Annotated in this window: 21 protein-coding genes; 10 read left to right on the forward strand and 11 right to left on the reverse strand. The window is 72.3% G+C overall.

The annotated features are described in order from the left end of the window. The first annotated feature begins 133 nt into the window (after positions 1-133). Positions 134-1,372 (forward strand): D-mannonate dehydratase ManD, encoded by a 1,239-nt coding sequence (gene manD, locus AB0A65_RS24045; protein WP_359954624.1) that lies wholly within the window; start codon positions 134-136, stop codon positions 1,370-1,372. 42 nt (positions 1,373-1,414) lie between these two features. Here the strand turns inward: manD and AB0A65_RS24050 are convergent, their stop codons facing one another. The 3 genes from AB0A65_RS24050 to AB0A65_RS24060 form a co-directional block, all read right to left on the reverse strand. Beyond that, a complete protein-coding gene (locus tag AB0A65_RS24050; RefSeq protein WP_359954626.1) occupies positions 1,415-3,040 on the reverse strand; it encodes a hypothetical protein in 1,626 nt (541 codons plus the stop codon). Positions 3,041-3,174: 134 nt separating this feature from the next. After that, positions 3,175-3,840, reverse strand: a complete 666-nt coding sequence (locus AB0A65_RS24055) for a GAP family protein (RefSeq protein WP_359954628.1) — start codon at positions 3,838-3,840, stop codon at positions 3,175-3,177. 78 nt (positions 3,841-3,918) lie between these two features. After that, positions 3,919-4,809 (reverse strand): LysR family transcriptional regulator, encoded by an 891-nt coding sequence (locus tag AB0A65_RS24060; protein ID WP_359954630.1) that lies wholly within the window; start codon positions 4,807-4,809, stop codon positions 3,919-3,921. A gap of 102 nt (positions 4,810-4,911) precedes the next feature. Here AB0A65_RS24060 and AB0A65_RS24065 point away from each other — a divergent pair, with 102 nt between their 5' ends. Next, entirely contained in the window at positions 4,912-5,259 is a 348-nt protein-coding gene (locus tag AB0A65_RS24065) for a DoxX family protein (protein ID WP_359954632.1), read from the forward strand. Here the strand turns inward: AB0A65_RS24065 and AB0A65_RS24070 are convergent. Continuing rightward, positions 5,256-5,834 carry a TetR family transcriptional regulator gene (locus AB0A65_RS24070; protein ID WP_359954634.1) on the reverse strand — a complete coding sequence of 193 codons (579 nt, stop codon included), beginning with the start codon at positions 5,832-5,834 and terminating at the stop codon, positions 5,256-5,258. The genes AB0A65_RS24065 and AB0A65_RS24070 overlap by 4 nt on opposite strands. 99 nt (positions 5,835-5,933) lie before the next feature. Between AB0A65_RS24070 and AB0A65_RS24075 the strand changes: the two genes are divergently transcribed. Continuing rightward, positions 5,934-6,911 (forward strand): aldo/keto reductase, encoded by a 978-nt coding sequence (locus AB0A65_RS24075; protein WP_359954636.1) that lies wholly within the window; start codon positions 5,934-5,936, stop codon positions 6,909-6,911. Between the two features lie 22 nt (positions 6,912-6,933). On the opposite strand, the gene AB0A65_RS24080 is transcribed toward AB0A65_RS24075, so the two are convergent. After that, on the reverse strand, positions 6,934-7,944 hold the full coding sequence (locus AB0A65_RS24080; RefSeq protein ID WP_359954769.1) for a LacI family DNA-binding transcriptional regulator: 1,011 nt from the start codon (positions 7,942-7,944) through the stop codon (positions 6,934-6,936). Positions 7,945-8,110: 166 nt separating this feature from the next. On the opposite strand from AB0A65_RS24080, the gene AB0A65_RS24085 reads away from it, so the two are divergent. The 3 genes from AB0A65_RS24085 to AB0A65_RS24095 are packed head-to-tail and all read left to right on the forward strand — an operon-like array spanning position 8,111 to position 11,022. After that, positions 8,111-9,178, forward strand: coding sequence for a substrate-binding domain-containing protein (locus tag AB0A65_RS24085; protein ID WP_359954638.1), 1,068 nt, complete (start codon positions 8,111-8,113; stop codon positions 9,176-9,178). Between the two features lie 33 nt (positions 9,179-9,211). Beyond that, complete coding sequence (locus AB0A65_RS24090) at positions 9,212-10,246, forward strand: ABC transporter permease (protein WP_359954640.1); 1,035 nt, start codon at positions 9,212-9,214, stop codon at positions 10,244-10,246. Further along, entirely contained in the window at positions 10,243-11,022 is a 780-nt protein-coding gene (locus tag AB0A65_RS24095; protein ID WP_359954642.1) for an ATP-binding cassette domain-containing protein, read from the forward strand. Before AB0A65_RS24090 ends, AB0A65_RS24095 begins: the two co-directional genes overlap by 4 nt. Before the next feature lie 16 nt (positions 11,023-11,038). Here AB0A65_RS24095 and AB0A65_RS24100 read toward each other — a convergent pair whose 3' ends face one another. The 5 genes from AB0A65_RS24100 to aztA form a co-directional block, all read right to left on the reverse strand. Continuing rightward, positions 11,039-11,524 carry a MarR family transcriptional regulator gene (locus tag AB0A65_RS24100; protein WP_359954644.1) on the reverse strand — a complete coding sequence of 162 codons (486 nt, stop codon included), beginning with the start codon at positions 11,522-11,524 and terminating at the stop codon, positions 11,039-11,041. 36 nt (positions 11,525-11,560) lie between these two features. Continuing rightward, positions 11,561-12,877, reverse strand: coding sequence for a bifunctional pirin family protein/GNAT family N-acetyltransferase (locus AB0A65_RS24105; protein ID WP_359954646.1), 1,317 nt, complete (start codon positions 12,875-12,877; stop codon positions 11,561-11,563). Positions 12,878-12,974: 97 nt separating this feature from the next. Further along, complete coding sequence (locus AB0A65_RS24110; RefSeq protein WP_359954648.1) at positions 12,975-13,853, reverse strand: pirin family protein; 879 nt, start codon at positions 13,851-13,853, stop codon at positions 12,975-12,977. 51 nt (positions 13,854-13,904) lie between these two features. After that, entirely contained in the window at positions 13,905-14,339 is a 435-nt protein-coding gene (locus AB0A65_RS24115) for a tetratricopeptide repeat protein (protein ID WP_359954650.1), read from the reverse strand. Positions 14,340-14,348: 9 nt separating this feature from the next. Next, positions 14,349-15,017 carry a zinc ABC transporter ATP-binding protein AztA gene (aztA, locus tag AB0A65_RS24120; RefSeq protein ID WP_359954651.1) on the reverse strand — a complete coding sequence of 223 codons (669 nt, stop codon included), beginning with the start codon at positions 15,015-15,017 and terminating at the stop codon, positions 14,349-14,351. A 60-nt stretch (positions 15,018-15,077) separates the two neighbouring features. Between aztA and aztB the strand changes: the two genes are divergently transcribed. The 4 genes from aztB to aztD are packed head-to-tail and all read left to right on the forward strand — an operon-like array spanning position 15,078 to position 19,203. Next, positions 15,078-15,926: a zinc ABC transporter permease AztB gene (gene aztB, locus AB0A65_RS24125; RefSeq protein WP_359954653.1), complete on the forward strand. Its 849-nt coding sequence runs from the start codon at positions 15,078-15,080 to the stop codon at positions 15,924-15,926. Next, positions 15,927-17,081 (forward strand): hypothetical protein, encoded by a 1,155-nt coding sequence (locus AB0A65_RS24130; RefSeq protein WP_359954654.1) that lies wholly within the window; start codon positions 15,927-15,929, stop codon positions 17,079-17,081. Then, positions 17,075-17,998, forward strand: coding sequence for a zinc ABC transporter substrate-binding protein AztC (aztC, locus tag AB0A65_RS24135; protein ID WP_359954656.1), 924 nt, complete (start codon positions 17,075-17,077; stop codon positions 17,996-17,998). Before AB0A65_RS24130 ends, aztC begins: the two co-directional genes overlap by 7 nt. 59 nt (positions 17,999-18,057) lie before the next feature. After that, complete coding sequence (gene aztD / locus AB0A65_RS24140) at positions 18,058-19,203, forward strand: zinc metallochaperone AztD (RefSeq protein WP_359954658.1); 1,146 nt, start codon at positions 18,058-18,060, stop codon at positions 19,201-19,203. Between the two features lie 85 nt (positions 19,204-19,288). Here aztD and AB0A65_RS24145 read toward each other — a convergent pair whose 3' ends face one another. Continuing rightward, on the reverse strand, positions 19,289-21,547 hold the full coding sequence (locus AB0A65_RS24145) for an alpha-L-arabinofuranosidase C-terminal domain-containing protein (RefSeq protein ID WP_359954660.1): 2,259 nt from the start codon (positions 21,545-21,547) through the stop codon (positions 19,289-19,291). Positions 21,548-21,554: the final 7 nt, after the last annotated feature.

A 21,554-nucleotide genomic window follows, 5' to 3' on the forward strand; every position in this document is an offset into this window, starting at 1 on the left:
CCCTGTGAACCCCCCGACCGGGGGTACGGTCCGCCCTACCACCGGGCGCGGGGCTTGACGGGGGGCCGGTGGCAAGCGGTACCCTGCCGACGCCACCCCTGGACCGCCGCTCCCCCGCACGGAAAGGCCGCGCATGATCATCGACCGCGCCGAAGTGATCGTCACCAGTCCCGACCGGAACTTCGTCACCCTGAAGCTGACCACCGACGACGGCCTCACCGGCCTCGGGGACGCGACGCTGAACGGTCGCGAGCTCGCCGTCGTCTCGTACCTGACCGAGCACGTGGTGCCGCTGCTTTTGGGCCGCGACGCGCACCGGATCGAGGACACCTGGCAGTTCCTGTACCGCTCCGCGTACTGGCGCCGCGGCCCGGTCACCATGGCCGCCATCGCCGCAGTGGACATGGCGCTGTGGGACATCAAGGGCAAGGCCGCCGGGATGCCCGTGTACCAGCTGCTCGGCGGGGCCTCCCGCAACGGGCTCCTCGCGTACGGGCACGCGTCGGGCAAGGACACCGAGGAGCTGTTCGACTCCGTTCGCTCCCACCAGGAGCAGGGGTACCGGGCGATCCGGATCCAGACCGGCGTCCCCGGTTTGAAGTCGATCTACGGGATCGCCTCGAACGCGACATACGAGGCGATGGACGGGGTCAGGTACGACCACGAGCCCGCCCAGCGCGGGGCACTGCCCAATGAGGAGGACTGGGACACCCGCTCCTACCTGCGGCACGTGCCCACGGTCTTCGAGGCCGTGCGCAACGAGTTCGGTCCCGAGCTGCCGCTGCTGCACGACGCCCACCACCGGCTCACCCCGATCCAGGCCGCGCAGCTCGGCAAGAGCCTTGAGCCGTACGACCTGTTCTGGCTCGAAGACGTCACGCCCGCGGAGAACCAGGAGGCCCTGCGCCTGGTTCGCCAGCACACGACCACGCCGCTGGCGATCGGGGAAATCTTCAACACGGTGTGGGACTACCAGCAGATCATCCGCGAGCAGCTCATCGACTACGTGCGCTCGGCGGTCACCCACACCGGCGGCATCAGCCACTTGAAGAAGGTCCTCGACTACGCGGCCCAATACCAGATCAAGTCGGGCATGCACGGCCCCACGGACATCTCCCCCGTGGGCATGGCCGCCGCCATGCACCTCGGACTGTCCATTCACAACTTCGGCATCCAGGAGTACATGAAGCACGGCGCCAAGACCGACCAGGTCTTCAAGCAGTCGTTCACGTGGACGGACGGCTACCTGCACCCGGGCACCCAGCCCGGCCTGGGCGTCGAACTCGATGCGGACGAGGCGGGCAAGTACCCGTACGTCCAGGCGTACCTGCCGTTCAACCGCCTCCACGACGGCACCGTCCACGACTGGTAAGGAGCTGGTGGACCGGTTCCGCTGGCGCGGAACCGGTCCGCCTCACTGAGCGGCCTTCAACCGGCGTGCGAGAACGGCTGCGGCGGCGCCCGCACCGACGAGCAGCGCGCCGAGCCCGCCGAGGAGGCCCGGGGACGTGCCGGTCGCGGGGAGGCCGGGGGTCTCGGTGTTGAGGCTGAGAACCGAGGTGTTGTTGTCGAGGTCGGCGTCCAGGAACGGGAAGTCCGCAGGGGTCATCTCGTACTCTTCGAGCGCGTGCTCGCCCCAGAACAGGGCGGGGTCGAGGACGGCGCTGCGGCCGTCCGCCGTGGGCGTGCCGGAGGTGATCTCGACGGGGAGCCGGAAGGTCTCAGTCGCGCCGGACTGGACGACGTCGCCGATCTCGCAGACCAGGTCCAGGTCGTCGATGCCGTAGGGGGCGACGATGCCTGCGTACGCGGGCCGCTCGTAGATGTGGAGGTTCTGGCAGCCGTAGCGGTCGGGGGTGGTGAAGTAGCCGGTCTCGGGGTCACCCGCCGTGACCTCGACGCCGGTGGGGAGCTGGATCGCGACCAGGTAGGGGTCGAAGACGTCGACGTCCCACGGCGGGATGCTGATGATCGCGTCGACCGCGGAGTCGTTGGTGTAGGCGATGTCGTAGAAGGCGTCGTCGCCCGCCGACCCGTTCACGTTCGCGTCGGCCATGTCGAGGTCGAAGGGGTTGTCTGCGGTGATGACGTCGAAGTAGGGGTGGTTCGGGATGCGCTCGGCGTCGCCGGGCACGAACGCCAGTTCGGTGTCGGCGTCGTAGAAGTCGATCGAGTCGATCAGGTCCTCGTCGGTGATCGCCTCCATGACGACCGCCTCGGGGAACCGCATCGGGCCGGGCGCGTCGGCGGTGGGGACGAGGTCGATTGGCGTGTCGGCCGACAGCTCGTAGACCCGGCCGGGCTCGGGCGCGAAGCCCTCCAGGATGCAGTACTCGGAGCCGCCCTCATCCAGGCCGCAGTTCGCGTAGTCGAGCACGGGCGTCACGTAGCCCTGCTGCGGGTAGTAGGCGCGGCCGTGGACCCGGAAGTAGAAGTCCTCGTAGCCCTGCTCGCCGTTGTACTGGAACTCGACGGCAGGGTTCGCGGCGGCGCCGGGCGCGGGGGACGCGGCGTCGTGGGCGTTGACGACGTAGTCCGGTGCCGTCGAGCCCGCCTCGGCGAACTCCCACGTGTGCTCGATCGTGTCGGTCGCGCCGTCGGCGTCCACGGCGATCTCGTAGGCCGCGACGTCGCCGGGCCGCACCTCCGGTTCGACCACGAGGAAGAACCCGAACTCGGCCGCGAAGCCCGTGAACCGGTCGGGCTCTTCGCAGGTGAGGGTGTTCCCGGAGGCGGTGCACCGCTCGTCCTCGGTGTCGAGCGAGAGACCCGCGAAGGACTCGTCAATGGTGAGGACGGCGCGCGTGCTCTCGACCTCGATCGCCTGCCCTCCGGCGTCGACCGAGACGACGAGCGTGCCCGCCTGCCGTTCGGCCTCCGGGAAGCCCGCCTCGAACTGGTTGCCGAAGGTCGTCACGACATAGGCGTTGAAGGTGAAGTCCGCCTGCGCCTGCGCGGGGGCCGCGACGGCGGCGGCGAATGCGGCGGCCAGCGCGATCGAACCTATGCGTGCCGCGGCGCGACGCGATGAAGGGGTCATCGGTGGTCTCGTTTCGCTCAGATGCGGACCACCCCGGCGCGAGCGCCGAGGCGGGGGTTCCTACACCTTGGGACACGTCGGATCGACATCGATGGTTGCAGAAAGGTGAATTCCCTATGAACCGGACGCGTCGTTCAGCCGATCCAGAGGGCGAGGACGGCGAGGCTGGCGGCGGCTCCGGCGAAGCAGGCTGCGGCGGTCTTGGGGCTCGGGGCGGCGGTGCCTGTGGTGCGGCCCTTGAGCATTGACTGGAGCTGCTCGCGGAGTTCGTCGTTGAAGGCGAGGCCGGCGGCGAGGATGAGGGCCGCGGGGAGGGCGTAGACGAGGGTGTAGCCGATGAGGACCGCGACGGCGGCGGGGGCGGGGATGTGGGCGTCGATGAGGCGTTCGACGGCGAGGAGCATCGGGAAGGCGTTGGGGAGGTCGCCGAGGGTGGCGAGGAGGCCGAACGGGACGGCGGTCCAGGCGTTGACCCAACTTGGGAGGGTGTAGCCCTTGCGTTCACGGGGCCGGAGCCTGCGGACGCCCATGACGATCAGGGCGACCGCGAGGCCCGCGAAGAGGAGGCGGCGGAGCCAGAGGGTGAACCCGTCGAGGACCGAGTCGGCGAAGGACAGTCCGAAGTAGAACATCAAACTGATGACCAGGAACGACGCGAAGGCCCCGAGCATGAACGCCCAGCCGGTGGGTGCGGGGCGGCGGGCGCCCAGCAGGATCACGATGACGATCCAGATCGTGGCGGCGTTGACCGAGTCGAGGAGCGCGAGGCCCGTCAGGCTCCACAGCAGTCCGCCCGTCATGCGATCCCCCCGATCCGCGGCACCGGCGCCGCCCGACCGCACAGTATCCGACGGGCCGCGACACCGCCCACTCCCCGGTCAGTCGGCCAGCGCGGTCGCGGCGGCGATGAGGTCGGCGAGCGGGCCCGACGTGCCGGTCCCCTTGGGCCACACCAGGGCGACGTCGCTCGGGGCGACCCCGGCGACCTCGCGGTAGGCGATGTCGGGGCGGGCGTAGTAGCGGGCGGCGCTCGCAGGGGCGAGGGCGATGCCGTCGCCGTTGGCGATGGCGGTGAGCCAGTCGTCGGGGTGCTCGGTCACGGCGCCGACGTTGACGGGGCGCCCGCCGCGGGCGTCGGCGGCGGTCCAGTGGTCGCGGAACGCGCCCGTGGCGGCGGGAGCGGCGATGAACGGCTCGTCGAGGAGGTCCGCCATCGACAGCGACTCCCGTTGCGCCAGCGGGTGTCCGGCGGCCATGGCGATGCAGCGCGGCTCGGTGAGCAGGACGACCGCGTCGAACTCGTCCTGGCGCGGGAACGGGAGCCGCATGAACCCGGCGTCCACGTCACCGGAGACGAGCCCGGCGATCGGGTCGCCCCAGCTGGCCTGGCGCAGCTCGACGCGCCAGTCGGGGCGGCGCTCGCGGAACGCGGCGATGATCGGCTGGGTCTTCTCGTTGGCGGCGCTGGCGAGGAAGCTGACGCGGAGCACGCGGGACGCCTCGGCCTCGGCGGCGCGCACGGCGCGGCGGGCGCCGTCCCAGGCGGCGAGCACGGCCGGGGCCGCGGCGGCGAGGGCCGCGCCGGGACCGGTGAGGGCCATGCCGTGCTTGGAGCGGTCGAAGAGGCGGGCGCCGAGCTGGGTTTCGAGCTGGCGGATCTGCTTGGTGAGCGCGGGCTGCGAGAGGTAGAGCCGCTCGGCGGCGCGGGTGAGGTTCCCTTCCTCGGCGACGGTGGCGAAGGAGCGCAGCAGCCGCGTGTCGACATCCATAACCACAGGTTATCGATACTGGTATTGGACGTGCGGCGGGATCGGTCGGAGACTTGGGACGTCCGGCGGAGGTGCCGCCGGGCAGGACCGGAGGACCGCCCGATGTTCGTCGCTTTCGTCGTCGTCACCTTGATCTGCATCGCCGCCAACGCGGTCGAGTCCGTCGGGAACTTCATGGGCGCGGCGTGGGTGAAGCAGAACTCGCGGGCGGTGGGGGTGCCGGACTCGTGGCTGCCGTTCCTGGGGGTCGTCAAGGGCGCGGCGGCGCTGGGGCTGGCGGCCGGGTTCGCGTGGCGGCCCTTGGGGATCGCGGCCGCGGCGGGCCTGGTGGTGTTCTTCGTGCTGGCGTCGGCGCTGCACGTGAGGGAGCGGGTGTTCCACAACTTCTACGGGCCGCTCGCGTTCCTGGGGTTGAGCGTCGCGGCCCTGTGGCTGATGATCGCGGCCTAGGCGGCGGGGAAGAGGCGTGCGACGGCGGCGACGACGGCTTCGCGGCGCTCGCCCATGTACCGCTCGCGCTCGGCCGGGTCGGCGGGGAGGAAGTCGATCTGCCCGGCCCAGGCGGCGGCGATCTGGTTGAGCAGCACCAGGATGTCGATCGGGTCCCAGGACGGGTCGAGCACGCCGTCGGCCTGCGCCTGCCGCAGCCGCTTGAGCTTGCCGGCCATGGTGGCGCGGATCGGGTCCTCGGTGTCGCCCGCGTCGAGTTCGAGGCGCCCCCACTGCATGAGCCGGTACCGCTCGGGGTGCGCCGCGTAGTAGTCGTGGAGGCGGCCCGCGTACTCGGGAAGGCCGGCCGGGTCCAGGCGCGTCGCCTCGGCGACGGCGGTCAGCTCGGCGGCCGTGACGTGCCGGTACAGGGCCTCCTTGCTCTTGAAGTACGCGTAGACGCGTTCCTTGCTGGTCTTGGCAGTTTTCGCGATCCGGTCGATGCGGGCGCCCGCGATTCCGTAGCGTGCGAACTCGGACCGCGCGGCCGCGAGGATGCGGTCGCGGGTGGCTTCAGGGCTGTGGGCGGGCGACATTTGCCCAGCATACCTGCCCGAACCGTTCGGTTTGACGATCGCGGTTCCGAGGGGGTAGCGTTCAAACCGAACCGTTTGGTTTGACGAAGGGAATCTGTCATGCAGCACCGCGCACTCGGCACGCAAGGACTCCGGGTCTCGGCGATCGGCTACGGCACCATGGGCCTGACCATGGCGTACGGCCCCGGCGACGAGGCCGAGGGCCGCGCCACCATCCGCAAGGCGTACGAGCTGGGCGTCGACTTCTTCGACACCGCCGAGCTCTACGGCCTGGGCACCGGCTCGAACGAGACGCTGCTCGGCGAGGCCGTCAAGGACTTCCGGGACGAGGTCGTCATCGCCACGAAGTTCGGCTTCGACCTCTCCGACCTCGCGAAGGGCTTCGGCCTCAACAGCCGCCCCGAGAACATCCGCAAGGTCGCCGACAACAGCCTCCGCTTCCTCGGCACCGACCGCCTCGACGTGTTCTACCAGCACCGCGTCGACCCCGACGTCCCGATCGAGGACGTCGCGGGCACGGTCAAGGAGCTCGTCGACGCCGGGAAGGTCAAGTACTTCGGGCTCTCCGAAGCCGGGCCCGAGACGATCCGCAGAGCCCATGCCGTGCAGCCGGTCTCGGTCCTCCAGACCGAGTACTCCCTGTTCGAGCGGGACGTGGAGCGGCTGTTCCCGGTCCTGGAGGAGCTCGGCATCGGCTTCGTCGCCTACTCGCCGCTCGGCCGCGGCTTCATCACCGGCAGCGCCCGCCCCGCCAGCGAGTACGACGAGTCGGACATGCGGCGCAACGACCCCCGCTGGCTGGAGGGCAACTTCGAGAAGAACGTCGCGGCCGTCGACCGGCTCGGCGAACTCGCGCAGGCCAAGGGGATCACCGTGCCGCAGCTCGCGCTCGCCTGGACCCTGCGCCAGAGGGACTACATCGTCCCGATCCCCGGCTCCCGCAGCCGGTCCCGCGTCGAGGAGAACACCGCCGCCGCGGGCGTGGAGCTCACGGAGGCCGACCTGGCCGCGGTCAAGGAGATCCTGCCGACCGGCGGCTTCGGCGCCCGCTACGCCCAAGTGCCCGAATGGGTCTGAGGCGCGGGGCGCCCGGGCTCCTTTAGCCGCCCGCGTCCGGGCGGGGCGGGATCTCTCCGCTGCCGCGCACGATGAGGGTGGTGCCGACGACGACGCGGTGGGCCGGAGAGGCGTCGCCGTCGAGGCGGGCGAAGACCCGCTCGGCGGCGATGCGGCCCAGGTCCTCGGGGTGCTGGGCGATGACGGTGACGCCGGGTTCGAGGAGGTCGGCGAGTTCGATGTCGTCGAAGCCGACGAGCGCGGTGTCGCGGTGGCGGCCGCGTTCGCGCAGCGCGTGCAGCGCGCCGATCGTGATGAGGTTCTGGGCGCTGAAGACGGCGGTCGGGGCGTCGGGCCCGTCGAGCAGCCGCAGCAGCGCGTCCCTGGCGCTGTTCTCGTCGTGCAGGTCCTCGACCACGTGGGCGTCCGCGGCGGGCACACCGCCGCGGGCGAGGGCGTCGAGGAAGCCCTCGCGGCGGTGGCGGGCGGTCGTCAGGTCGCGCAGGTCGCCCAGGTACGCCACGCGCCGATGCCCGTGGGAGAGCAGGTGTTCGACGGCCCGGGCGGCGCCGCCGAAGTTGTCGCTGACGACGGCGTCGGCCTCCAGCCCCGAGGGCTCGCGGTCGACGAACACGATCGGGGTGCCGCGCCGCAGCTCCGGGAGCAGATACGTCTGCTTGGCGGTGGCGGTGGTGAGGATGAGCCCGTCGACGCGGCGGCGCAGGAACGCGGACACGGCCTCGCGTTCGCGCTGCGGGTCGTCGTCGAGGCTGGAGGCGAAGACGGCGACGCCCCGACCGGTCGCGGCGTCCTCGACCGCGCGGTGGACGGCGCCCGCGAAGGGGTTGTCGACGCTGCCGACGAGCAGGCCGAGCGTGCGGGTGCGGCGGTCGGACCGGCGGAGGTTCCCGGCGTGCAGGTCCGGCTGGTAGTCCAGGGCACTGGCGGCGTCGCGCACCCGCTGTGCGGTCTCGGGGGTGACGTTCGGTTCGCCGTTGATGACCCGGGAGACGGTCTTGATGCCGACCCCGGCGAGCTCGGCGACCTCCCGCATCGTCGGACGGGAGCCGTTGCGCGAGACCTGCTGGTCTGACAACGATGTCACGATTCGACCTCCAAAGATCGGGTGGTCTTGACTCTACACGGTCGCATGAACTACTACTGTCGTTGACATCGTTGTCAAAGAGGCGGCGATGCCTGACCTCCAGGAGGATTCACCGATGAATCGCACTCTGCGAACCCGGGCCCTCGCGGCGACCGGCGCGCTCGCCGCCGGCACCCTCGCGCTGACCGGCTGCTCCGGCGGCGGCTCCGATGAGGACACCGTGGGCGTCACGCTCATCGTCAAGACCACCGCCAACCCCTTCTTCGTCGCCATGCAGGAAGGCGCCGAGGCCGCCGCCGAGGAGGCCGGCGTCGACCTCACCGTCGCGGCGGGCCGCGAGGACGGCGACGAGGACTCCCAGATCCAGGCCGTCGAGAACGCCATCTCCCGCGGCGACGACGGCATCCTCATCACCGTGAACGGACCGGGCGTGGAGGACGCGCTCGTGCGGGCGCGCGACGCGGGCCTGTACGTCATCGCCCTGGACACGCCCCCGTCCGACCCCGAGTCGGTCGACATCACCTTCGCCACCGACAACTTCCTTGCGGGCCAGCGCATCGGCGAGTGGACCGCCGCCCAGCTCGGCGGCGACCAGGCCGTCATCGCCATGATCGACCTGTTCGACGACAAGATCGTCTCGGTCGACGTCCAGCGCGACCAGGGCTTCCTCGACGGGATGGGCATCGACACCGCCGACCCCGCGGCCTACGGCGACGAGGCCGCCACCGGGCAGTACTCCGGCGGCGGGTACGAGATCGTCGGGCACGAGGCCTCCCAGGGGGCCGAGGACGGCGGGCGCACCGCGGCCGAGAACCTCCTGTCGATCAACCCCGACATCAACGTCGTCTACACGATCAACGAACCGGCGGCCTACGGCGCGTACGAGGCGTTCGACGCCGCCGGCGCCACCGAGGGCCTCATCGTCGCCTCGGTCGACGGCGGGTGCGCCGGGGTCGACGCGGTCGCCGACGGCGTCATCGGCGCGACCAGCCAGCAGTACCCGGTGCGCATGGCCCAGCTCGGTGTCGAGGCGATCCACTCGCTCGTCACCACCGGCGAGGCGCCCGAGACCACCGAAGGGCTCGACTTCTTCGACACCGGCGTGGAACTGGTCACCGACACCCCGCACGAGGGCATCGAGTCGATCACCTCCGCCGAGGCGGCCGACGTCTGCTGGGGCTAGTCCCCCGCCGACCCTGAGAACATCGGAGCACACGTGAACCAGCACCGCACCGACGCGGCGGCGCCCGACCTGGCCGAGGAGTTCCTCGACCGGTCCACGCCCCTGCGCGCCGTCCGCAACCTCCTGCACCGCCACCCGGCGATCAGCCCGGCCATCGTGCTCATCGCCGCCGTCGCCGTCTTCGGCGGCCTCAACGAGCGCTTCCTGGAACCGTCCAACCTGTCCCTGGTGAGCCAGCAGGTCGCGGTCGTCGGGACGCTCGCCCTCGCGCAGACGCTCATCATCCTCACCGCCGGGATCGACCTGTCCGTCGGCGTGGTCATGGTGCTCGCCTCCATGGTGATCGCGCAGACCACCGTGCAGAACGGGGTCCCGGCGCCGCTCGGGCTCGCGCTCGGCCTGGCGGTCGGGCTCGGCGCGGGCGCGCTGAACGGCTTCCTGGTCACCAGGCTGAAGCTCCCGCCGTTCATCGTCACCCTCGGCTCGCTCAACGTCTTTTTGGCGCTGACGCTCCTGTACTCGGGCGGCGCGACCGTGCGCGGCGGGGACATGCCGGACCTGCTGACGCTCACCGGCGAGACGTTCTCCATTGGCGGCGTCAACATCACGCTGGGCGTGGTGATGATGCTGGTCCTCTACGTCGCGCTGGCGCTGATCCTCCAGGGGACGGCGTGGGGCCGCCACGTGTACGCCGCCGGGGACGACCCCGAGGCCGCCCGGCTGGCGGGCATCAGGGTCCCGCGGGTGCTGGCGAGCGTCTACCTCGCCGCCGGGGCGATCCTCGCCGTCGCGGCGTGGATCCAGATCGGACGGTCCAACGCCGCCTCGCCCAACACCGGCGTCGACCTGAACCTCGACTCGATCACGGCGGTGGTCATCGGCGGCACGAGCCTGTTCGGCGGGCGCGGCACCGTGTGGGGGACGCTCCTGGGCGCCCTCATCGTCGGCGTCTTCCGCAACGGGCTGGCCCTGGTCGGCGTCGACGTCCTGTGGCAGACCTTCGCGGTCGGCGTGCTCGTCATCGCCGCCGTCTCGATCGACCAGTGGATCCGAAAGGCACGCGCATGAGCACCGGCGACAGCGGCTCCCGCGAGCCGGTCCTCCAGGCGACCGGCCTGGTCAAGACGTACGGCCGCGTCGTCGGCCTCGACGGCGCGGACCTCGACCTGTACCCCGGCGAAGTGCTCGCCGTCATCGGCGACAACGGCGCCGGGAAGTCGACGCTCGTCAAGTGCCTGACGGGCGCGGAGATCCCGGACGAGGGGGAGATCCGGCTCGAAGGGCGGCGGGCGCAGTTCAAGCGCCCGCAGGACGCCCGCGCGCAGGGCATCGAGACGGTGTACCAGACCCTCGCCGTCTCCCCCGCGCTCGACATCGCCGCGAACCTGTTCCTGGGCCGCGAACTGCGCAAGCCGGGTCCACTGGGGACGCTGCTGCGGGTGGTGGACACGAAGCGGATGCGCCGGCGCGCCGAGGAGGAGCTGGCCGAGCTGGGGATCACGACCCTCCAGGACGTCACCGTCCCGGTCGAGAACCTCTCGGGCGGCCAGCGCCAGGCCGTGGCGGTCGCGCGGGCGGCGGCCTTCGGCTCGAAGGTGGTCGTGCTCGACGAGCCGACCGCGGCCCTGGGGGTGCGCGAGTCGCGGCAGGTGCTGGAGCTGATCGCGAGCCTGCGCGACCGGGGCACCCCGGTCATCCTGATCTCGCACAACATGCCGCAGGTCTTCGAGGTGGCCGACCGCATCCACATCCAGCGGCTGGGCAGGCGGGCGGCGGTGATCACGCCGCAGTCCCACTCGATGACCGACGCGGTGGCGATCATGACCGGTGCGGCCCGGGCCTGAGCGGCGGGCGTCCCTGCTAGGGCTCGGCGCGGTCGATCCGGTCGGCGAGCTTGGCGGAGAGGCGGCCGAGTTCGGCGAACTCCTCGGGGGTGAGGCCGTCGAGGACGAGGCGGCGCACGGTCGCGACGTGCTTCGGGGCGGCGGCCCCGATGACGGCGCGGCCGTGCCCGCTGATCGCGACGTAGGCGCCGCGGCCGTCCTCTTCGCACTCCTCGCGGGCGACGAGGTCGCGCTTGGCCATGCGGCGGATCTGGTGGGACAGGCGGCTCTGCTCCCAGTCGATGCCCTTGGCGAGGTCCTGGAAGCGGACGCGGCCTTCGGGGACGTCGGTGAGCGCCACGAGGACCTCGAAGTCGGCTGGCGACAGGCCCGACTGCGCCTGGAGGTCGGCGGCCAGGCGGGCCGAGAGCTTCAGGTGCATCCGCACGAAGGCGCGCCAGGAGTGCTGCTCCTCGGCGCTCAGCCAGGGGACGGCGCCCGGGTCGGGCTCGGTGTCGGTCACGCGTCCATTCTATGTTCTGGTTGACATGTCATCGGCCTAGCCGAGTTCGACCTCCAGCCAGTGGAGGACCTGGGGCGAGACCTGGTCGGTCGCGTCGGCGAACTCGGGGTGCCTCTTGACGAAGCGGGCGACGTAGGGGCAGACGGGGACGATGCGCTTCCCGGCGGCGCGGGCGTCGAGGAGCGCCTGCTCGACCAGGGTGGCGGCCAGGCCCTTCCGGGCGAAGGAGCTGTCCACTTCGGTGTGGTAGAAGATCCGCTGGTCGCCGCGGTCGCGGTAGGCGGTGAGGCCCGCGCGGGCGCCGTCGATCGCGATCTCGTAGAGCAGTTCGGCGTCGACCCGGCGTACGACGGGTTCGCTCGCGCGGTCGTCGGTGCGCTTGGGCGGCAGCGGGTTGCGGCGGGGCATGATGACGGCGTTGGGCAGGGGCGGCGCGGGGAGGCGGTCGCCGGGGTAGCCCTCGACGGCGCCGAAGCGGTCGGTGGCGGCCTCCCACTCGTCGCGGGCCTCCACGATCTCGTCGTGGGTGCGGGCGATGAAGTTCCACCACATGACGATCTCCTCCTCGAACGGCGGGCCGCCGAGCAGGATGAGGCGCGCCGGGGCGTCGGCGTCGTTCACCAGGGTGAGGGCGGCGGTGCCGGGCGCGGCGTAGCCGAGTTCGGCGCGGCGGAGCGCGGTGCCGTCGAGGCGGACCTCCCCGGCGTCGACGAGGACGCCGTGCTCGTATCCGGCGTCGACGTCGAGCGTGATCGTCGCGTGCGGGTCGAGGTCGATCTGAGCGCCGAGCAGCGGCGTGAACGTGCGGACCGGGGAGGCCGATCCGGCGAGGGAGCCGAGGAAGACCCGGAGTTCGGCGCCGTCGATCCGCACCGGTCCGGGCACGTGGTGCTGGAAGTCGCGGTCCGCGTGCCGGTCCGCCTCGGGGAGGGCGACCCACAGCTGGACGCCGTGGACGACGGTGGTGTCCGGGGTGGAGACCTCGGAGTGGGCGATGCCGCGGCCGCCGGTCATCAGGTTCATCTCGCCGGGGCGGATGAGCGCGTGCGTGCCGAGGCTGTCGCGGTGCTCGATCTCGCCGCTGAACAGCCAGCTGACGGTCTGGAGCCCGGTGTGCGGGTGCGGCGCCACGTCCATGCCGCCGGTCGCCGGGACCGCGACGGGGCCGTAGTGGTCGGCGAAGCACCAGGCGCCGATGAGGGTCCGGGCCCGCTGCGGGATCGTGCGGCGCACCAGCAGCGCCCGCGGGCCGCCGAGGGGGACCTCGCGCGGCTCCAGCACTTCGACGCCCGCCGCGGCTCCGGGCGGCGGGGTGCACCGCAACGCCTCCGGGGCCTGCTCCGTGTTGCTCACCTGGACCACCTGCCGTCCCGTTTGATTGTCATGTCATCTATATGCCCACGAGCATAGTCCTACGATCATGGCCGCCGGACGGTTCCGCCGCCGACGTTCAGCGGTCGTAGGCGAGGCGCGCGGTGCGGGGCACCGGGCCGAAGGCGCCGGACTGGAAGTCCCGGTACGCCTGGGCGATCTCGGTGCGGCTGTTCATGACGAACGGGCCGCCGAACGCGACCGGCTCGCGCAGCGGCGTGCCGCTGTAGACCATGACGCGCGCCGGGTCGTCGCCGTCCGGGACCGCCAGGTGCAGCATCGTCTCCGCCGCGCCCGCAACGGGATCGGACCACCCGGTCTGCCCGGCGGCGAGCTCGCGCCCGCCGACGAGCACCCGCCCCGCGACGACGTGCGCGAACAGGCGGTGCTCGCCCGGGACGGCGAGCTCGTACGAGGACAACGGGTCGATCGCGGCGAGCAGGCCCTGCACCGGCTGGTGCGTCTGCGCCGTCCCGGTCACGCCCGCGACCGTGCCCGCGTGGACGTCGATGACGACGCCGGGCGCCTCGACGCGGCGCATCCCGGCGCGGGTGAGGTCCTGGTAGCGCGAGTCGGTCAGCTTCTTGGCCTTGGGCAGGTTGAGCCACAGCTGGAGGGTGTGCGCGTGCTCGTCGCGGTAGGCGAGCTCGCGGTGAACGATGCCCCTCCCGGCGGTCATCCACTGCACCTCCCCCGGTTCGAGGGCGCCGGCGTGGCCGAGGTTGTCGCCGTGTTCGAGCACGCCGTCGACCACGATCGTGACGGTCTCCAGGCCGCGGTGCGGGTGCCACTCGAAGCCCGGCTCGGAGAACCAGTCCTCGGCCATGATCAGGAACGGGTCGGTGAGCGCGGGGTCGGTCGGCGCGAAGGCCAGCGCCTTGTCGTCGACCTGGGAGTCGGGCCCCAGGTGGCGGGCGTCCTCGATGCGGTCGAGGGTCCGCTGGTGCGTGGTGGTCATGTATCCATTCTCCGCCGGGTCGGTGGGGCCGGGCGCCTTTCGGCGCCCGGCTCATTCGGCGGCCGTGAGCCCGAAGGCGGCGGCCATGCGGTTCCAGGACGCGGCCTCGTCGTGGCGGCCCTGGCGTTCGAGGGTGCGGGCGAGCAGCAGGTGGGCGTAGTGCTCGACCGGGTCGCGGTCGATGACCTCGCGGAGCTGCTCCTCGGCCCGGCGCAGCTGCGCGGAGTGGTAGTAGGCGCGCGCGAGCAGGAGCCGGGGGCCGGTCGGGCCGGGGGTCTCCTCGACGAGCGCGGCGAGGAGGTTCGCGGCGCCGATGTAGTCGCGGGCCTCGAAGCGGGCGTTCGCCCGCTCCCAGCGCTCGAAGGGGCCTTCTTCGTGCGGGGCGGGGACGCCGCCGGGGGCCACGCCGTCGAACAGGTGGGTCGCGGCGACCCAGCGGTCGGGGGCGGCCTCGCCGTTCGGAAGGAAGTCGTTGAAGTCGCTCATGGCTTCCCTTCAAGTAGTTGATACGTCATCCGTTTCCCGGGCGGCCGGTGCCGTGATCCGGCCGTGGGCGAGGGCGATGCGGTGGTCGGCCGCCGCGGCGTCGCCGGGGTCGTGGGTGGCGTGGACGATGGTGGTGCCGCGGGCGCGCTCGTCGGCGAGCACGGCGGCGATGCGGTCCTTGGCGGCGGCGTCGAGGCCGGTCGCGGGCTCGTCGAGGATCAGCAGGTCGGACTGCTGCGCGAGCCCCTGGGCGAGGAGCACGCGCTGGCGCTGGCCGCCCGAGAGGGTGCCGAGGCGGCGGCGGGCGAGGTCGGCGACGCCGAGGCGCTCCATGCAGTGGTCCACGATGGACCGGTCCTCGCGGGTGAGCCGCCGCCACGCCCCGCGGTGGGCCCAGCGGCCCATGGACACGGTCTGCCGGACCGTCACGGGCAGCGCGTCGGACGCCTCGCTGCGCTGGACCACGAACGCGACGCGGCCCGAATGCGTGCGCCGCAGCGTGCCCGACGCGGGCGGGTGGACGCCCGCGAGGACGCCGAGGAGCGTCGACTTCCCCGAGCCGTTGTGCCCGGTCACCGCCGTGATGCGGTGCGGCGGAACCGCAATGGTCACGTCGTGGAGCACGGTGGCGGCGCCGTGGCGCGCGCTCACCCCGTCCAGCTCGATCGCAGCGGACATGTCCTGGATCACTCCCCCTTCGGCTTGGAATCGAAAACGATTTTCATTATAGTTCTGGCCGTGGAATGGTTGACCAGCCCCTTCGAAGTCGGATTCGTGGCCCGCGCCCTGTGGGGCGGCCTGCTCGTCTCGGCGGTCTGCGGCCTCGCCGGCACGTGGGTCGTGCTGCGCGGCATGGCCTTCATGAGCGACGCGATGTCGCACGGGATGCTGCCCGGCGTCGCGATCGCCGCGCTCCTCGGCGGGAACCTCCTGCTCGGGGCCGCGGCCAGCGCGCTCGCGATGGCCCTCGGCGTCACCGCACTCTCCCGCTCCCCCAGGCTCTCCCGCGACACCGGGATCGGACTGCTGTTCGTCGGGATGCTCGCGGCGGGCGTCATCATCGTCTCCCGATCCGGGTCGTTCGCCGTGGACCTCACCGGGTTCCTGTTCGGCGACGTGCTGTCCGTCAGGGACGCCGACCTCGTAGTACTCGCCGGTGCCCTGATCGCGGCGCTCCTGATCACCGTCGCCTGCCACCGGGCGTTCACCGCCCTCGCCTTCGACCCGCGCAAGGCCGCCACCCTCGGCCTGCGCCCGGGCCTGGCACAGGGCCTCATGGTCGGCCTCCTGACGCTCGCGATCACCGCCTCGTTCCACGTCGTCGGCACACTGCTCGTCTTCGGCCTGCTCATCGCGCCGCCCGCGGCCGTGAGTCTGTGGGCCGACCGCATCCCGGTGATCATGGCGGGCGCGGTCCTCCTCGGCGCGGCCTCCACCGCGGGCGGGCTGCTCGTCTCCTGGCACCTCGGGACGGCCGCGGGCGCCACCATCGCCGGCCTCGCCGTCGCCTGCTTCTTCGCCTCCGCGCTCGCCGCGCTCGTCCGCGACCGCCTCCCGCTCCGCCCCGTCATCCTGAAAGGACACTGAATGCCGCTGCCCACGAGAGCCCGAGCGGCCGCCGTGCTCACCCTCGCAGTCCTCGCGGGCTGCTCCAGCGAGCCCGGCGCCACCGCCGAGGACCCCTCCCCCACGCCCCACGGCTACGTCGAGGGCGCCGAGGAGACCGCCGAGGCGCAATGGCGGCTCGTCATCGCCGACGCCGCGACCGGCGAGGTCCACCTCTTCGACCCGGCGACGGAGGAGTCCGCGGTCATCGCCACTGTGGACGGGGTGCAGTCGGCCGCGAGCGACGGCCGCTACGCGTACGTGTCCGACGGGTCGAGCACCCGCGTGATCGACAGCGGCGCATGGACCGTCGACCACGGCGACCACGTGCACTACTACAAGAGCGAGCCGCGGGAGGTCGGCGCGGTCGACGCGGCGGTGTCCGCCTCGGTCGGCGACCCGGCGGTGACCGTCCTGAACGGCGGGAGCGGCGTGGTCACGCTCGACCTCGAGTCCCTGGACGCGGGCGAGATCGCCGAGACCGGCACGGTCGCGGCGCAGGCCGCGCTCCCCTACGACCAGCGGCTCATCGCGGTCGGCGACGGGGCGGTCCAGGTCCTCGAACGCGACGGAAGCGGCGGCACGGCACTCGCCGAGGACTGCCCGGAGCCCGAGTCGCCCACCGTGACCCGGCGCGGCGCCGTGTTCGCGTGCGACGACGGGGTCCTGCTCGTCACCGGTGAGGGCGAGCCGACCGCGGAGAAGATCCCCTACCCCGCGGGCGAGGGCATCGACGGCGGCCTCCACCACCGGCCCGGCGCCTCGGTGCTGGCCGCCCGCACCGAGAACGGCGGGGTCCTCGTCCTGGACCTCAAGGAGCGCGCGTGGACCGCGCTGGACGTGGCCGACACGGTCGCGGTCAGTGCGACCGGCGAGGACGCGCCCGTGCTCGTCCTCGCGCGGGACGGCGTGCTCCGCTCCTTCGACCCCGCCACCGGCGCCGCGCTCGCGCAGACCGAGCTGCTGACGGTCGCGGACGACGCCGTGCCGGTGATCCAGGTCGACACCGCCCGCGCGTACGTCAGCGATCCCGGCGGCGGCGCGGTCCACGAGATCGACTACCGCGACGACCTGCGGCTGGCCCGGACCTTCGACCTCGGCTTCCAGCCCGGCGCCATGGTGGAGACGGGATGGTAGCCGCGCTCACGCGACGCGCACTCGTGTCGCTCCCGGTCCTCGCCGTCGCGCTCTCCGACTGCACCGCAACGGGATCGGCCCGCTCCGGCATCGTCGTGACCACGAACATCCTGGGCGACCTCGTCCGGAACGTCGTCGGCGACCAGACCGAGGTCACGGTCCTCATGGCCGCGGGCGCCGACCCGCACTCGTTCGGCGTCTCCGCGCAGCAGGCCGCGTCCCTCGAACGCGCGGAACTGCTGGTGCACAACGGCCTCGGCCTCGAAGAGGGCGTCCTCAGCCACATCGAGGCGGCCACCGCGTCAGGGGTGCCGGACCTCGCCGTCGGCGAGCGTGTCGACCCGATCGACTACAGCGCCGACGAGTCCGCCGGGCAGCCCGACCCGCACTTCTGGACCGACCCGGTGCGCGTCGGCGAGGCCGTCGGGATCATCGCCGACCAGGTGATCGAGCATGTCGCGGGCGTCGACGCCGACCGGGTCCGCTCGGATGCCGAGGCGTACCGGTCGCAAGTGGACGACCTCCACGAGCACACGACCGAACTGTTCTCCCGCATCCCCGACGAGCACCGCAAGCTCGTCACCAACCACCACGTCTTCGGCTACCTCGCCGAACGGTACGGCTTCGAGGTCGTCGGCGCCGTCATCCCCTCCGGCTCCACCCTCGCCTCCCCCAGCGGCTCCGACCTGAAGGACCTCGCCGACGCCGTCGCCGCCTCCGGCGTCCCCGTCGTCTTCGCCGACTCCTCGCAGCCCGAGCGGCTCATCGAGGCGATGGCCGCGGAGACCGGGCTCGACATCGCGATCGTCCCGCTGTTCACCGAGTCGCTCACCGAACCCGGGCAGGGCGCCGGGACCTACCTGGAGATGGCCGCGGCCAACGCCGAAGCCATCGCCGAGGGCCTTGCGCCGCAATGACGTACACCCCGCCCATCGACGGGCCCGCCCCGGGCCCCGACACCCAGAGAAGGATACGAATGAGAACCCGCACCCTATGGACGCCCGCGCTCCTCAGCACCGGGCTCGTCCTCGCCGCATGCGGCGGCCCCGCCGACGAGGCCGCCGAACCCGACGCCGTGGAAGTGGAGAACGCGCTCGTCGCCACCTATGACGGCGGCGTCTACGTCCTCGACGGCGACACGCTCGAAGTCGTCGAAGACCTCCCCCTGGAGGGCTTCAACCGCGTCAACCCCGCCGGGGACGGCCGCCACGTGCTCGTCTCCACCGCGACCGGCTTCCGCGTCCTCGACGCGACCGCCGCGACGCTCTCGGACGACGAGTTCGCCGCCGCCAAGGCCGGGCACGTCGTCAACCACGCCGGCGTCACGGTGCTCTTCGCCGACGGCTCAGGCGAAGTCACCCTCTTCGACCCGCAGGACCTCGGCGACGGCCTGCCCGACACCGAGACGTTCACGACCGAGCACCCGCACCACGGCGTGGCCGTCGAGCTGGCGAACGGCGAGCTGCTGGTGACCCTGGGGGACGAGGAGTCCCGCCCCGGCGTCCAGGTCCTCGACGCCGAACGGAACGAGATCGCCCGCAGCGAGGAATGCCCCGGCGTCCACGGGGAGTCGGCCGCCGCCGACGAGACGATCGTCGTCGGCTGCGAGGACGGCGTCCTCGTCTACCGCGACGGCGCCTTCACCAAGATCGACAGCCCCGACGAGTACGGCCGCATCGGCAACTCCCGCGGCCACGACGACTCCCCGTTCGTCCTCGGCGACTACAAGAGCGACCCCGACGCCGAACTGGAACGGCCCACCCGCGTGTCCGTGATCGACACCGTCACCGGCGAGCTGACCCTCCTCGACGTCGGCACCAGCTACACCTTCCGCTCGCTCGCCCGCGGCCCCGGCGGCGAGGGCCTGCTCCTCGGCACCGACGGCGCCCTCCACGTCATCGACATGGAGCACGCATCGGTCACCGCGTCCTACCCGGTCATCGACGCCTGGGAGGAGCCGCTCGAATGGCAGGAGGCCCGTCCCGCGGTCTTCGTCCGCGGCGACACCGCCTACGTGAGCGACCCCGCCGCGCAGAAGATCTACGCGCTCGACGTCGCCACCGGCGAGATCACCGCCGAAACCGACCTCCCGAACGCGCCCAACGAGATGACCGGAATCTAGTCGCACCCCGCCCCGCCGCAGGCTCCCTACCCGAGCCTGCGGCGGGGACTCGTTTGCGCCGCGCGACTCCGCGGTCAGGCGGCGCTCAGGCGGTGACGACCGCGCTGGCGAAGGACCACGGCGGGAGGTCGATGTCCACGCCGTCGTCGCCCTTGGCGGTCGAGGACACCGGGGTCACCGGCGAGGCGTGGAACAGCTCGCCGTCGTCGGGCCCGGCGCCCGCGAGGAGGGTCACGGCGGCCGTGGCCGGGCCGGGGACGGCGATGTGCGCGGTCTTCGCGGTGTCCTCGGCGTTGACCAGGCGCACCACGTACTCGGTGCCGCCCTCGGCCTCGCGCGAGAGGACCCCGGCGGTGACCCGCTGCTCGGGCCGCGCGTCCTGCTCGTAGTCGTGGCGCAGTTCGCCGTCGGCCCAGACCCGGACGCGCGGGCCGTCGAGCTTGACCTTCACCTCGACGGGCTCGCCCTCGTGGAGGCCGCGCCACGGCACGGGGCCGTGGTCGCCGCCGCCGATCCCGTCGTCGGAGCGGTTGACGACGGTGAACTTGTTCTGCCACATGCCGAACGAGACGGTGAGCGAACTGGCCGGGGCCTCGGGGCCGAGCCGGATCTCGAAACCGTCCTCGCCGTCGGCCTTGAGGGCGGCGAACTCCAGCTCGCACGCGGTCGGGTCGATCGGGCCGAGGTGGACGCCGTCGCCCCCGGTCCCCGTGCGCGCGTCCGGGACCGGGGCGCCGTCGAGCCGGATGCCGCTGAACGCGACCGAGGCCCGCGCCGAGGAGAGCACGGCCGTGCCGATCGCCGGGAGCACCACCGGCCGGTGCTCGACGCCTTCGAGGGCCACGGCGTGGACCCGTTGGCCGCGTTCGGCACCGAACGCCTGCTGCACGTAGTACGAGGCGCTCGGCCGCACCTCGTCGGCGGTGAAGTAGATGAGGTCGGGCGTCCACTGCGAGTGCCCCACCCGGGCGAGCAGGGGCGCGTACGACGCGAGCCGCACGACCTCGGGGCGCCGCTCCATCGCGGTCATGTACGCGGCCTCGGCGAGCGCCGACCTGACCTTGCTGGAGCAGCCCGCGTACTCGCCGAGGTACACCTTCGGGCCCTCGGGGTCGTAGGCGTCCCAGCGGTCGAGGTTCTGGTGGTACCAGCGCGGGTTCTGGTAGCCGTGCTCGTCCACGATGGGGATGGCGCGCTCGCGGGCGTACGCCCAGCCGTTCTCGTAGTCCTCGCCGTGCGGGGCGGGCCCGACGGTGCCGATCGGGGTGACCTCGGGGTGGGCGGCGCGCAGGGCGTCCTCGATGCGGGCGTACCGGTCCTTGAACTGCGCGGTGATCTCGTCCTCGTTGCCGATGCCGAGGTAGCGCAGGCCGAACGGCTCGGGGTGCCCGAGTTCGGCCCGCACGGCGCCCCACTTGGTGCCGGTGCCGCCGTTGGCGAACTCGACGAGGTCGAGCACGTCGCGGACGTAGGCGTCCATCTCGGACTCGGGGACGGCGTGCTGGCCGCCCGGGGAGTTCTGGCAGCACACGCCCGCGGCGACGATCGGGATGGCGGTGGCGCCCACGGCCTCGCACAGCTCGAAGTATTCGAGGTACCCGATCTGGCGGGACTGGTGGTAGTGCCAGATGTTGTACGCCTGCACGCGTTCGTGGCGGGGCCCGACGGTGTCCTTCCAGTGGTAGACGTTCGCGAGGCCGTAGCCGTGCGCGAGGCAGCCGCCGGGGAAGCGGATGAAGCTCGGGTTCAGGTCCTTGAGGGCCTGGAGGAGGTCGGGGCGGAAGGTGAGCGGCTCGCCGTCCTCGCCGAGGGGCCGCAGGGAGACGGCGTCGAGGTCGACCGCGGCGTCGGCGGGGACGGCGAGGCGCAGCTCCCCGCGGCCGTCCGCGACGGCTTCGAGGTCGGTCTCCAGGTACTGCCAGCCGCCGCGGCGAACGTCGAGCGTGCCGGTCGCGACGCCTCCGGCGAGCTGCACGTCGATCTGCACGGGCGCGTCGGCTCGCGCGAACAGCGACAGGCGCATGCGCTCGCCGCGGGCGGCGCCGACGCCGTCCCAGCCGCCGTTGGCAATGGCGGCGGGGCCGGTCAGGCGGGCGTAGTGGGCGTTGTTCCGGTGCAGCGGGTCGTCGGTGCGGACCTCGACGCCGCCTTCGGCGGCCCAGCCGGTGAGGGGGTGGAAGCCCTCGCGCTCGGAGGCGTCGAACTCGAAGTCGCCGTTGCGGACGCGTTCGGCGTTGAGGCCGCCGTCGAGGGCGTCGTTGAGGTCCTCGATGAACAGGCCCCACAGGTCGGGGGCGGCCTCGGCGACCGCGTCGCCGACGCGGACGGTGAATCGCTGGCTCATGTCGGGG

Source organism: Glycomyces sp. NPDC047010 (genome assembly GCF_040644205.1).
Lineage (GTDB): Bacteria > Actinomycetota > Actinomycetes > Mycobacteriales > Micromonosporaceae > Glycomyces.